Below are 12,285 nucleotides of genomic sequence, written 5' to 3' on the forward strand. Positions count from 1 at the left end.
CGGTTCCGTCGTCGCCCGCGAGCCGCCCGGGGCGCGGGCGCCCGGCCGCCGGGTCCCGGACCTCGGCGCGCGGCTGCGGAACCCTGCCCGTCGCGGCCGTACCGGCGGGCGGCTCCTCGGAGTGCTCCGCCCGGAACCAGCCCTCGGGCACCGTCACGGCCGCCAGCCGCTTGCGCAGTTCGGCGCACCGGGCGGTGGCCCGTTCGTGGTCGTCGCGGGCCCAGGCCAGCGCCTCCGGTTCGGCCGGGTCCGGGCCGCCGGGCCCCGCGCCGCGCAGCCGTTCCGCCGCCCGGTGCTGCTCGCGAACCATCAACTCCAGCCGGTGGACGAGCTCCTGGCGTCCACCGGGGCGCCGGTCGTGGGTGGCGGCGGACGCGGAGTAGAGCGCGGCGGCCCGGACCGAGACCTGTTCGGCGAACCGGGCGCCGTGGAGTGCGGCGAGGTCCGCGAGCAGCGACTCCACCACATCCCAGGGCGGGATCTCGACTCCGTCGAGGCAGGACCGCATGCCTGCCGGATCACGCCGGCTGAAGACCCCGTACCAACCGCGTCCGGGGTCCAGCCGGGCCACCAGGTCCCGCAGGTACTGCGCGAACGCCCCTACTTCGTAAGCCTGTTGATGCACCGTCATCGTCGCCCTCGCCGACTGTCGACTGGAGCCTTCCAGTCCGGAGGCATTCGACCGCAGACGTGTTACAGGACGACTACGCGCAGCTTTCGGGCACGCTGCGGCGGGAGCACGGCGCCCGGCCACGCGCCCCGCGCGCGCTCCGGTGACCGCGGCGGGCTCAGAAGGTGACGGCGATCCCGGTGTGCGGACGCTTGCCGAGCCGGGCGATGGTCGCCGGCCAGTCGACGAGCCAGAACTTCCAGGTGTACTTGCGGGCCAGCAGCTTGCGCGCCGCGCGGGTGCCGTCCTCGTCGAGGAGGGTCGCCGTGCCCTCCGCGCTGGGGGCTCCGTCGGCGATCCTGCCGCGTACGTCGCAGACGGTGACGACGACCTTGCCGTTGTTGCGCAGCCGCTTGACCTTCCACGAGTCGGAGCGGGTCCAGATGTACAGCACTTCACCTTCGGCGGCGGCCCAGACGGGCGTGGCGACGGGTGTGCCGTTCTTCCGGTAGGTGGTCAGGCTGACGTATTCGCTGCGTGCGAAGTCCTGGAGAGTCACGGCGCGACCCTACGCGCCCCGGTGGCCGTCCTGCCGGTCAGGGCCGCCCGCATGGGTGAGGGCCTCCCGGGCGACGAACAGATCCACTTACGCGATCAACGGCACCGCGGCCGGTTCCGGCGCGCAGCGGCCGAGGATCTCGTCCATGGAGAGGCCCAGCGCACCGGCGAGGGCGGCGACGGTGAAGAAGGCGGGCGTGGGGGCGCGGCCGGTCTCGATCTTCCGGAGGGTCTCCGCGGAGATTCCGGCGCTCGCCGCGACGGCGGCCATGCTGCGCTCCCCGCGCGCCGCACGGAGCAGCGCGCCGAGCCGTTCGCCGCGCAGGCGCTCTTCGGGTGTCAGAGGGGTACGGACCATGCGCCCATCGTACTACGGAATGCCATTTCTATACCGTCATTACTATACCGCTTCGACCGGTATAGTAATGGGCATGGTGCACATCAAGACAGACACACAGCTCGAAGCGATGCGCGAGGCCGGACGGGTCGTCGCGCAGATCCTGACCCGGGCACGGGAGGTCGCGGCGGCCGGCGTGACGCCCCGCCAGCTGGACGAGGCCGCCCGCGAGGTGCTGAGCAAGGCCGGAGCCTCCTCGCCCTTCCTGGACTACAAGCCGCACTTCGCGCCCACCCCGTTCCCGGCCGTCATCTGCGTCTCGGTCAACGACGCGATCGTGCACGGCATCCCCTCGGCCGAGCCGCTGCGCGACGGCGACCTGGTCAGCGTGGACGCGGGCGCGCTCCTCGACGGCTGGGCCGGCGACTCGGCGATCAGCTTCACCGTGGGCGAGGCCCGCCCCGCCGACACCCGCCTCATCGCCACCGCGAACCGGGCCCTGGAGGCCGGGATCGGCGCGGCCGTGGTGGGCAACCGGATCGGGGACATCGCCCACGCGATCGGCACGGTCTGCCGCGAGGCGGGCTACGGAATCATGGAGGGCTACGGCGGGCACGGCATCGGCCGGACCATGCACGAGGACCCGTCCGTGCCGAACGAGGGACGCCGCGGGCGCGGCATGCCGCTGCGGCACGGCATGGTCCTGGCGATCGAGCCCATGCTCATCGCCGGCGGCGGCGACGAGTTCCGCCACGACGCGGACGGCTGGACGCTGCGGACGACCGACGGCAGCCGGGCCTCGCACGCCGAGCACACGGTGGCGATCACGAACGACGGCCCGCGCATCCTGACCGCGCTGTGAGCACGCCGTACGGCAGGCCCTCCGCCGTACGGTCAGCCCGCTAGGAGCGCCCGACGAACTCCTTGGCCAGTGCCGCTCCCCGGCTCCGCGCCCGTGCGCGGCTCTCGATCGGGGAGACGCGGGAGTTCTTGAACGCGATGTACGTGACGCCGGACGCCGCGCCTCCGGTCGAGGGGTCGGGGTCGATGCCCAGGGCCTTCGCCATGGCGTACGACGCCTCGCCGATGATGCCCGTGGGGCCGGTGTCGCCGATCACGCCGTACCGCACCCGGTCGCGGTACACGACGGCCACCACGCTGCCGCCGGTGAGCCCCGACTTCCGGTAGTCCCACACCTTGCTCGGGCCCGGTACCACCACATAGGGGAGCGCGGCCGAGTCCAGGGGTTCGCCGCGGGAGCTCTGGAACGCGGTCTCCGGCTGGAAGTACGGATCGGTCTTCGTGTTGCAGGCCTTCGTCTTCCGGCCGTCGCAGTCGATGTCCATGTCCGCCTTCCAGAAGACGGCGTCCGTGGTGCCGCAGACGGGGACCGTGGCCTTCGCACCGCCGCTGTCGGTGCGGTACCTGCCCTTCGAGATCCGGGCGCAGGCGCGGACCTCGGCCAGCAGTTCGGCGGCGGTGGCCCCGGTGGCCGTTTCCGGCTCCCGGCCGGGGCCGGCTCCGGGTCCGGTGGCGGACGCGGGCAGGGCCGCCGCTCCGAGGAGCGCGGCGCCGCAGGCGGCGGATTTCAGGGCGAGCATGCGGGTGCGCATCGTGCGGAAGAACCCTTTCCTCGGACCTGGGGACGCCCTTACGGGTTCCCTTGGCGGTGCTCCAAGGCCGCGGGGCCGGTACCGCGCGCTGTGTCGCGTGATACCGGCCCCGCCGCCCCTGCTTCGTCCAGCCGGCTCAGTGACCGCCGCCCGGATGCACCACCATGGCCGAGCCGCCGCCCCGGCGCACCTTTTCCGCCGCCGCCAGCCAGCGGCCGTCGGGCAGCCGCTGGACTCCGGTGGCGGCTCCGATCTCCGGGTTCTGCTTGAAGGCGTGGCCGAGCTTCTCCAGCTCCGCGCGGACCGGGCTGTTCCACAGGTCCGGCTCGATCTCCGTCGTCGGCGCGTTGCGCTGGCTGGCGCGCGGCGCGGCGATGGCGTCGACCAGCGGGAGCCCCCGGTCCAGATGTCCGGTGAGCGACTGGAGCACCGTCGTGATGATCGTGGCCCCGCCCGGCGAGCCGAGCGCGAGCACCGGCTTGCCGTGCTTCAGCACGATGGTCGGCGAGATCGACGAGCGCGGCCGCTTGCCCGGACCCGGCAGATTCGGGTCGTGCACGGCCGGGTTGGCGGGGGCGAAGGAGAAGTCGGTCAGTTCGTTGTTGAGCAGGAAGCCGCGCCCGGGCACGGTGATGGCGCTGCCGCCGGTGGACTCGATCGTCAGGGTGTAGGCGACGACATTGCCCCACTTGTCGGCCGCGGTGAGGTGCGTGGTGTTCTCGCCCTCGAACGTGGTGGGCGCGGCGGTGCCGCCACTGCCGCACCGCTCGGGGTTGCGCGGGTCGCCCGGCGGCAGCGGGCTGGTCAGCGCCTTGTCGTCGCGGATCAGGCACTCGCGCGCGTCCGCGAACCGCTGGCTCAGCAGTTCCTTCGTGGGCACGTCCTCGAACGCCGGGTCGCCGACCCAGCGGCCCCGGTCGGCGAACGCGATCCGGCTCGCCTCGATGAGCCGGTGCAGATACCGGGTCCGGTCGGCCCGGGAGAGGTCGGTGGACTCCAGGATGTTGAGGGCCTCGCCGACGCTGGTGCCGCCGGAGGAGGAGGGGGCCATGCCGTAGACGTCCAGGCCCCGGTAGTTCACCTTGGTCGGGTCCTGGCGCAGGGTCCGGTAGGAGGCCAGGTCCTTGCGGGTCAGATCGCCGGGACGGACGACCCGGGTGGCGTCCGGGTCGACGGGCGGCTTGCGCACGGTACGCACGATGTCGTCGGCCAACTCGCCCCGGTACAGCTCGCCGACGCCCTTGCGGCCGAGCTTCTCGTACGTACGGGCCAGGTCCGGGTTCTTGAACACCGAGCCGACGACGGGCAGTTCGCCGCCGGGCAGGAACAGCTTCGCGGAGGCCGGGAAGTCGGCGAACCGGGCCTGGTTGGCGGCGGTCTGCGAACGGAAGGTGCCGTCCACGACGAAGCCGTCCCGGGCCAGGCGTTCGGCCGGTTTCAGCAGCGTACGCAGGGACTTGGAGCCCCACGCGTCCAGCGCCCGCTCCCAGGTGGCCGGGGTGCCGGGCGTGCCGACGCCGAGGCCGCTGGTCACTCCCTCCTCGAAGGGGATCGGCTTGCCGTTCTCCAGGAAGAGGGAGGCGTCCGCGCTGCGCGGGGCGGTCTCGCGGCCGTCGATGGTCCGCACCTGGCGCGTCTTCGCGTCGTAGTGGACGAAGTAGCCTCCGCCGCCGATGCCCGCCGAATAGGGCTCCGTCACGCCGAGCGCCGCCGCGGTGGCCACGGCCGCGTCCACCGCGTTGCCGCCCTTGCGCAGCACCTCGATCCCGGCGGCCGACGCGTCCGGGTCGACGCTCGCCACCGCTCCCCCGTGGCCCACCGCCACCGGGGACTTGGGCGGCGCGGGCCTCGGCGCGGTGGACCCCGCGGAGGTCGCCGGGGCGACGGCTCCGACCGAGGCGACCACGGCGAGGATGGCCAACAGCGACGTGTTCCGACCGACGGAACGGCGCATACGTACCTCCAGTCAACGGATCTCCGCCGCAGGGTAGCCCCGGCGGACCCGGATCGTCAGGACCGCCTCGAACGGTTACCCGAATGACCGATACCATGCGCGCCCATGACCGACGACGTACGCAACATCGTGCTGGGCGTGATAGCCGCCGGCATCAGCGCCTCGCTGGGCTGGCTGGCCCGGACCTATCTCTGGCGGCGCAAGCTCCGCCGCAAGCAGGTCTTCTTCGGACTGCCGGCGAACTCCGAATGCCTGCTGGTGGTCAACCGGTACGCGGGCGCCGACGGGTCCGTGCACCGCTACGACGCCTTCGCGCTGCTCGAACTCTCCGCGCTGATCAAGGACTGCGCGGCGCACGCGCAGATCGTCACGCACGACACGGCCCAGCAGGGGTTCGGGGAGCGTACGGAGTTCTGCGTCGGCGGTCCGATGTCCAATCAGCGGATGGCGGCCCACCTGCGGACCCTGCTGCCCGGTGTGCGGATCAACGTCGAGCAGGATCCGGGCCCGGACCGGGTGGCGTTCCAGGTCGGATCGGAACGCTACCGGCTGGAGCCCGGCACCTCCGAGTACGTTCTGCTCGTCCGCCTGACGGGAGGTCAGGAGGCGCGCCCGGTCTTCCTGTTCTGCGGCCAGCGGGCCATCACCAACCAGGCGGCGACCCGTTATGTGGCGCGGAACTACGAGAAGCTGCTCCGTAAGCACGGCAACAAGTCGTTCTGCCTGCTGCTGAAGGTCGTCAACTCCCAGGCGTACGGCCCCGATGTGGTCGAGCTCGTCGGCGATGTGACGCGCGAGGCGCAGGCCCCGGTGCCCAGCACGCCCGCCTCGCACCGGGCGGGCAGCTGACCGGGCCCGCTATCGGCGGCGCAGCCGTGCCCGGCCGGCCGCCACCATCGTGGTGATCTCGCCGATCCCGAACGGCCGGGCCAGCAGCACCACTCCGAGCAGCAGCGTGAGCGTTCCGGCGCCGGCGGCGGCCACGTCCCCGGCGCCCTCCGCCGCGCGGGCCGCGCCGTACGCCAGCGCACCGGCGGGCAGACAGGCGGCGATCAGGCGGGCGTGCGCGCCGAGGGTCGGCGACCGCAGCAGGGAAGCGGCCCCGGGCCCCGAGAGCCGCCTCGACAGGACGTACCCGGTGACGGCGAACCCGGCGAAGAAGGCCACGGTGCTCGCCCCGGCCATCCCGGTCACCGCCCAGCGCGCCGGCAGCAGGACGTACGCGGCGACCGAGAGGCCCGCCTGGACGGCGGCGATCACCAGGTTGAGAAGAAACGGCGTACGGGTGTCGCTCATCGCGTAGAAGCCGCGGGAGAGGACGTACTGCCCGGAGAAGGCGAGCAGCCCGGGGGCGAACGCCGCCATCATCCCGGCCATCACCGTGACATCGGCGTCGGTGGCACGCCCGTAGCCGAAGACCGAACCGATCACCCACGGCGCGAGCACCAGCAGGGCGGTGGCCGCGGGCACCACGGCGGCGGCGCTGGTGCGCAGGGCGTACGCGACGTCGCGCCGCACTCCGGCGAGGTCGCCGTCGGCCGCGGCCCGGCTCATCCGGGGCATCAGGGCGGTGACCAGCGAGACGGTGATGATGCCCTGCGGGACGACCCAGAGCTGATAGGCGTAGCTGTACGCGGTGTAGCCCGCGCCGCCCGCCACGTTCTGGTCGGCGGCGTGCTGTCCGGCGGCGGTGGAGAGCCGGGTGACGACCCAGTACGCGAGCTGGTTGGTGAGGACCAGCAGCACCAGCCAGCCGGCCGCGCGCACGGGCCGGGTCAGTCCGCTGCCGCGCCAGTCGAACCGGGGCCGCCAGCGGAACTTCGCGGCGCGCAGGGCGGGTATCAGGGCGAGGGTCTGGACGGCTATCCCGGCGGTGGTGCCCCAGCCCAGGAGGTGGGCGTCGGTGTCGGAGAGGGCGCCGTCCGAGCTCGCGGCGACGGCGATGTAGAGGCCGAACACCCCGATGATCACTACGTTGTTGAGGACCGGGGTCCACATCATCGCGCCGAACCGGCCGCGGGCGTTGAGGACCTGGCCGAGCAGGGTGAAGAGCCCGTAGAAGAGGATCTGCGGCAGGCAGTAGCGGGCCAGCGCGATGGTCAGTTCGGCCTGGCGGCCCTCGTAGTCGGTGTAGACGCCGACGATGAGGGGCGCCGCCGCCACGGCGAGCGCGGTGAGCGCCAGGAGGCCGACGGTGCACAGGGTGAGCAGCCGGTCGGTGTACGCCGCTCCCCCGTCGGCGTGCTCCTTGGCGGCCCGCACCAGTTCGGGGACGAAGACCGCGTTGAGCGCGCCGCCGATGAGCAGGATGTAGAGGATGTTGGGCACGGTGTTGGCGACCGCGTAGCCGTCGGCGGTCAGGCCGGTGCCGAGTGCGGCGACGACGACGGCCGAGCGGACGAAGCCGGTGGCGCGCGAGACGACGGAGCCGGCCGCCATCACGGCCCCGCTGCGCAGCACCGAGGCGGGCTTGGCCGGAGCCCCGGCGGGCTGTCGGCTCTCCTCGGGCACCTCGGGCACCTCGGCCACCTCGGTCCGGCCAGGCGTCTCGGCAGCGTTCGCGCCCACTGGTTGTCTCCCGTGCTCCGAGGTTCTGGCCGACGGTGGAGCGTACTCCGGACGAGGAGTGAGGTTTCTCCGGGGGCTGGACGGAACCCGACATGGGCGAAATGCCTCTCCCCTGCTGAGTGCCCCTGCCCTGGAGGTTTTTCCGTTGAGTTCCGCACGCCCGCGCATCCGTCGTACCGCCCCGGCCGGCCGGAGGACCCGGCTCGCCCTGACCGGGCCCGCGGCGCTGCTCGCCGCCGCGCTCACCGCGTGCTCGGGCGGCTCCTCGGGCTCCGCCGATGCGGGCGGGGACGGCAAGGCGCCCGACACCAGCGTCTCGGTGAATCTCACGGGCGAGGCCGCGCAGCCCGGCGGGCCCGTGAAGGTGACGCTGGCGCACGGAAAGCTCAAGACCGTGTCGGTGGCGGCGGGCAAGGGCGGTGAGCTGGCGGGGAAGATATCCGCCGACGGCCGGACCTGGACATCCGAGCGGGTCGCCGCGCCGGGCACCGCGTACACGGTCGAGGCGAAGGACGCGGACGGCGGCAGCGACCGGGCGTCGTTCACCACCGCCGCGGCCGAGAAGGTCAACAAGCTGTCACTGGCGCCGGGCAAGAACACGACCGTGGGCATCGCGCAGCCGCTGTCCGTCGTCTTCGACCACCCGGTGAAGGACAAGGCGGCCGTCGAGAAGGCCCTGAAGGTCTCGACGTCCAACGACACCGAGGGCTCCTGGGGCTGGCTCCAGGACTACTCGGGCAAGGACCGCGTCGACTGGCGGCCCAAGGAGTACTGGAAGCCCGGCACGAAGGTCACCCTGGACGCGCGGCTGAACGGCGTCGACACGGGCGCGGACGGCGGCTGGTTCGTCCGCGACTACACGACGACGTTCACGATCGGCGCGGCCCAGGTGGTCAAGGTCGACCTCGACGGGCACCGGCTCGCCCTGCACCGGGACGGGAAGCAGGTCCTGGACATCCCGATGTCGGCGGGCACTCCGGGCGGCGAGAAGGCTTCCTGGCGGGGCACGGCGGTCCTGATGTCGAAGGAGGGCACGATCAACATGCGCTCCGAGACGGTGGGCCTCGGCGACGCCTACGACAAGATGGTCGACTACTCGATGCGGCTGACCTGGTCGGGGATGTACGCGCACGCGGCTCCGTGGAACGCGGGCTATTTCGGCCAGGCCAACCGGAGTTCGGGCTGCGTCGGCATGAGCGACACAGACGCCGCCGCGCTGTACGGGCAGGTGCGGGTGGGCGACCCGTTCGAGATGACCGGCGCGGAGGCCAAGGGCCCGGTGGCCGAGGGCAACGGCTACGGCGCGTGGAACGTGTCGTGGGCCGACTGGCAGACGAAGAGCGCGCTGTAGCGAGCTACTGCTGACACGACGTCCAACAATCGTTACCTTCACGCAACACACCCGGTAGTTACCAGCGGTAAACAGCCGGGGTTACCGTCGGGTCACTTTGCACTGACACGCGTGAGGAGTGACCCGTGGCACGTCCGAAACCGGCACTGCGCACCACCGCTTCGATCACCACCGCCGTCGCCCTGCTCGCCGGGGGCGCGATCGTCGCCGCCCCGGCGGCGACCGCCGCCCCCGTCGTCGCGCCCGCGAGCACGACGGCCCAGGGCCTGACGTTCCACGACATCCCCGGTTCCGGGGGCATCACACTCAAGGGCAATGTCTTCACCCCGGCCGGGGCGGCGGCCGGGGCGAAGCATCCGCTGATCGTCTTCCCGACGAGCTGGGCCATGCCGCAGATCGAGTATCTCGCGCAGGCCCAGAAGCTCGCCGACTCCGGCTATGTCGTGGTGAGTTACACCTCGCGCGGCTTCTGGCTCTCCGGCGGGAAGATCGAGGTGGCAGGACCGCCGGACGTCGCGGACGCCTCCGCCGTCATCGACTGGGCGCTGGAGCACACCTCCGCCGACCCGGACCGCATCGGCATGGGCGGCGTCTCCTACGGGGCCGGCATCAGCCTGCTGGCGGCCGGGCACGACCCGCGTATCAAGGCGGTCGCCGCGCTCAGCGGCTGGGCCGACCTGATCGACTCGATCTACAGCGGGCGCACCCAGCACCTCCAGGCCGCCGCCCTGCTCGGCGGCGCGGGCCTGGTCACCGGCCGCCCCAGCGACGAACTGACGCAGACGCTGAAGGACTTCCTCGGCTCCAAGCTGGACAAGGAGCCGGAGATGATCGCCTGGGGGAAGAAGCGCTCCCCGGTGACGTATCTGGACCGGATCAACGCCAACGGCGCGGCGATCATGATGGGCAACGCCTGGGGCGACACGATCTTCCCGCCCAATCAGTACGCCTCGTTCTACGACAAGCTCACCGGCCCCAAGCGGCTGGAGTTCCGCCCCGGCGACCACGCCACCGCCGAGGCCACCGGACTGCTCGGGCTGCCGAACGACACCTGGACGAGCACCCGCCGCTGGTTCGACCGCTATCTCAAGGGCGAGCGCAACGGCATCGACACCGAGCAGCCCGTCCAGCTCAAGTCCCGTACCGACAAGGGCTACGAGGGCTATCCGGACTGGAAGTCGGTCGGCGCGGTGAAGAACCGGATCCCGCTGGACGGCACCAAGAAGGTATACGCGAACGTCGATTCGGGCGCCAACGGCGGCATCGCGATCCTGTCCAACGCGCTGGACCAGTTCCTGAAGCTGCCGCCGATGGTCTCCGTACCCCTGCTGCCGCGCACCTTCGCGAGCGTGTGGCAGTCGGAGCGGTACGCCATCGAGCAGCGGATCCGGGGCACGTCCGCGCTGCACACCACGGTCACCAGCACGAAGCCGAGCGGCACCCTCGTCGCGTATCTCTACGACGTGGGGCCGCTCGGCGTCGGCAAACTGGTCAGCAATGCTCCGTACACCTTCCACGGGCAGACGCCGGGCCGGCCGTTCCCCGTGGACCTGGAGCTGTACTCCACGGCCTACGACGTCCCGGCCGGTCACCGGCTCGCCCTGGTGATCGACACCGTCGATCCGCTGTACATCGAGCACAACCCGACCGGCGCGCAGCTGACCTTCTCCTCGCCCGGCACGGACCCGAGTCATCTCTCGGTCCCGCTGCGCGAGAAGTGATCACCGACTGCTGCCGGGCGGGCACTGCCCGGCTACTGCCCTCCCGGCAGCAGCGTCCCCGGTTCGGCCGGGGCCACCCCCACCGCCTCCGTCTTCGGATTGCGCCGTTGACGACGGGCCACCCAGGTGGCGAACCACGAGAGCAGCATGCACATCCCGATGTAGATCGGGGAGATCACCATCACGACGGGGATGAAGGGAAGATCGTAGTCGAGATTCGACGCGATCAGCTTTCCGGCGTGGAGGAATTCCTCGTAGGTGATCAGATAGCCCAGTGAGGTGTCCTTGAGCGCGACCACCAGCTGACTGATGATGGTCGGCAGCATCGCACGTACGGCCTGGGGTGCCAGGACGAACGTGGTGACCTGCGTCTTGCGCATCCCGAGCGCGTACGCGGCCTCGCGCTGGCCCCGGTCCACGGAGTTGATCCCGGTGCGGAACACCTCCGCGAGGACGGAGCCGTTGTAGAGCGTCAGCCCGGCGACCAGGGCGGGCAGCGGCTGGACCTTCAGCGCCACGAAGATGAAGAAGATCATCACCAGTACCGGCATGGCCCGGAAGAACTCGACCAGCAGGGTGGAGATCCAGCGCAGCACCCGGTGTTCGGAGAGCCGGCCGACCGCGAGGACCGCGCCGAGCGCGAGCGAGAGGACCGCGGCGTACGCGAACGCCTTGAGGGTGTTGCCGAGCCCGCGCAGCAGCAGCTCCTGGATGCCCTTGTACTCGAAGGGCGTCCACTTCTGCGCGGTGAACTGGTCGGTGTCGAAGAGCAGATAGACGATCCAGCCGAACAGCGCCACGATCACCACCGTCGAGGCGATCCCGTACATCAGGTGCCGTTTGCGGGTCACCGGTCCGGGGATGTCGTAGAGCGCGGTGGCCGCGGGCAGCGACGGCCTGCGGGTGAGGGTCTTGGTCATCGTGCCACTCCCCAGCGCTTCTCCATCACGTTGAACACCGCGCTGATGGTCAGGGTGATGATCAGGTAGCCGACGGCGATCCAGATGAAGGACCAGATGATGCTGTATCCCAGTTCGTTGAGCGTCTTGTAGGTGCCGAGGAGTTCGGTGACGCTGAACGCCCCGGCGATCGCTGAGTTCTTCGCCAGCGCGATCAGGGTCGAGCCGACCGGTGGGATCACCGACCGGAACGCCTGTGGCAGCACCACGGTGCTGAGGGTCTGGCCGAAGTTCATGCCGAGGCTGCGGGCGGCCTCGCCCTGGCCCTTGGGCACGGTGTTGATGCCGGAGCGCAGCACCTCGCAGATGAAGGCGGAGGTGTAGCAGCCGAGCGCGATGACGGCGAAGACCTGGAACGGCAGGACGAGCCCGAAGCGGGGCAGGCCGAGCAGGACCGCGAAGAACAGCAGCGTCAGCGGGGTGTTGCGGAGCACGGTGACCCAGACCGTGCCCAGCACCCGGAAGGAGCCGACGGGCGCGACCCGGAAGGACGCCATCAGGAAGCCGAGGACGAGCGCCAGCGCGGAGGCGTAGACGGTCAGCTCGACGGTGCCGAGGAAGCCCTTGCCGTAGAGGGAGAAGTTCTCTGTCAGTACATCCATGGGTGGGGCCGT

General features: G+C 71.4%; 11 protein-coding genes and 1 pseudogene. 4 read left to right on the forward strand and 8 right to left on the reverse strand.

The window, feature by feature from the left end:
* The 3 genes and pseudogenes from G3I54_RS01680 to G3I54_RS01690 all read right to left on the reverse strand — a co-directional run.
* Positions 1–631 (reverse strand): annotated as a pseudogene (locus G3I54_RS01680) (hypothetical protein); the annotation flags it as partial.
* A gap of 157 nt (positions 632–788) precedes the next feature.
* Positions 789–1,169, reverse strand: a complete 381-nt coding sequence (locus G3I54_RS01685) for a PPOX class F420-dependent oxidoreductase (RefSeq protein WP_164610325.1) — start codon at positions 1,167–1,169, stop codon at positions 789–791.
* A gap of 87 nt (positions 1,170–1,256) precedes the next feature.
* Entirely contained in the window at positions 1,257–1,526 is a 270-nt protein-coding gene (locus tag G3I54_RS01690; RefSeq protein WP_018961443.1) for a helix-turn-helix transcriptional regulator, read from the reverse strand.
* A gap of 73 nt (positions 1,527–1,599) precedes the next feature.
* On the opposite strand from G3I54_RS01690, the gene map reads away from it, so the two are divergent.
* The gene (gene map / locus G3I54_RS01695) at positions 1,600–2,367 is read left to right on the forward strand and encodes a type I methionyl aminopeptidase (protein WP_164610327.1); all 768 of its coding nucleotides are present in this window, start codon (positions 1,600–1,602) and stop codon (positions 2,365–2,367) included.
* A 40-nt stretch (positions 2,368–2,407) separates the two neighbouring features.
* Here map and G3I54_RS01700 read toward each other — a convergent pair whose 3' ends face one another.
* Positions 2,408–3,118 (reverse strand): glycoside hydrolase family 75 protein, encoded by a 711-nt coding sequence (locus tag G3I54_RS01700; RefSeq protein ID WP_164610329.1) that lies wholly within the window; start codon positions 3,116–3,118, stop codon positions 2,408–2,410.
* Positions 3,119–3,254: 136 nt separating this feature from the next.
* Positions 3,255–5,072, reverse strand: coding sequence for a gamma-glutamyltransferase (gene ggt, locus G3I54_RS01705; RefSeq protein ID WP_164610331.1), 1,818 nt, complete (start codon positions 5,070–5,072; stop codon positions 3,255–3,257).
* Positions 5,073–5,177: 105 nt separating this feature from the next.
* Between ggt and G3I54_RS01710 the strand changes: the two genes are divergently transcribed.
* Positions 5,178–5,921, forward strand: a complete 744-nt coding sequence (locus tag G3I54_RS01710; RefSeq protein WP_164610333.1) for a hypothetical protein — start codon at positions 5,178–5,180, stop codon at positions 5,919–5,921.
* A gap of 9 nt (positions 5,922–5,930) precedes the next feature.
* Here G3I54_RS01710 and murJ read toward each other — a convergent pair whose 3' ends face one another.
* Positions 5,931–7,808 carry a murein biosynthesis integral membrane protein MurJ gene (gene murJ / locus G3I54_RS01715; RefSeq protein ID WP_239144182.1) on the reverse strand — a complete coding sequence of 626 codons (1,878 nt, stop codon included), beginning with the start codon at positions 7,806–7,808 and terminating at the stop codon, positions 5,931–5,933.
* Here murJ and G3I54_RS01720 point away from each other — a divergent pair.
* The gene (locus G3I54_RS01720) at positions 7,786–8,991 is read left to right on the forward strand and encodes an Ig-like domain-containing protein (protein WP_164610335.1); all 1,206 of its coding nucleotides are present in this window, start codon (positions 7,786–7,788) and stop codon (positions 8,989–8,991) included. The genes murJ and G3I54_RS01720 overlap by 23 nt on opposite strands.
* 125 nt (positions 8,992–9,116) lie before the next feature.
* Positions 9,117–10,712 carry a CocE/NonD family hydrolase gene (locus G3I54_RS01725; RefSeq protein WP_164610337.1) on the forward strand — a complete coding sequence of 532 codons (1,596 nt, stop codon included), beginning with the start codon at positions 9,117–9,119 and terminating at the stop codon, positions 10,710–10,712.
* Positions 10,713–10,744: 32 nt separating this feature from the next.
* On the opposite strand, the gene G3I54_RS01730 is transcribed toward G3I54_RS01725, so the two are convergent.
* Positions 10,745–11,632, reverse strand: coding sequence for an amino acid ABC transporter permease (locus G3I54_RS01730; protein WP_164610339.1), 888 nt, complete (start codon positions 11,630–11,632; stop codon positions 10,745–10,747).
* Complete coding sequence (locus G3I54_RS01735; RefSeq protein WP_164610341.1) at positions 11,629–12,273, reverse strand: amino acid ABC transporter permease; 645 nt, start codon at positions 12,271–12,273, stop codon at positions 11,629–11,631. Before G3I54_RS01735 ends, G3I54_RS01730 begins: the two co-directional genes overlap by 4 nt.
* Positions 12,274–12,285 lie beyond the last annotated feature (12 nt).

Source organism: Streptomyces sp. SID14515, from assembly GCF_010548505.1.
GTDB lineage: Bacteria > Actinomycetota > Actinomycetes > Streptomycetales > Streptomycetaceae > Streptomyces > Streptomyces caviscabies.

Bases quoted from the DNA above. Each gene is read 5' to 3' on its own strand.
- G3I54_RS01690 (WP_018961443.1), bottom strand. From the start codon at position 1,526: ATGGTCCGTACCCCTCTGACACCCGAAGAGCGCCTGCGCGGCGAACGG.
- map (WP_164610327.1), top strand. From the start codon at position 1,600: ATGGTGCACATCAAGACAGACACACAGCTCGAAGCGATGCGCGAGGCC.
- G3I54_RS01700 (WP_164610329.1), bottom strand. From the start codon at position 3,118: ATGCGCACCCGCATGCTCGCCCTGAAATCCGCCGCCTGCGGCGCCGCG.
- ggt (WP_164610331.1), bottom strand. From the start codon at position 5,072: ATGCGCCGTTCCGTCGGTCGGAACACGTCGCTGTTGGCCATCCTCGCC.
- G3I54_RS01710 (WP_164610333.1), top strand. From the start codon at position 5,178: ATGACCGACGACGTACGCAACATCGTGCTGGGCGTGATAGCCGCCGGC.
- murJ (WP_239144182.1), bottom strand. From the start codon at position 7,808: ATGCGCGGGCGTGCGGAACTCAACGGAAAAACCTCCAGGGCAGGGGCA.
- G3I54_RS01730 (WP_164610339.1), bottom strand. From the start codon at position 11,632: ATGACCAAGACCCTCACCCGCAGGCCGTCGCTGCCCGCGGCCACCGCG.
- G3I54_RS01735 (WP_164610341.1), bottom strand. From the start codon at position 12,273: ATGGATGTACTGACAGAGAACTTCTCCCTCTACGGCAAGGGCTTCCTC.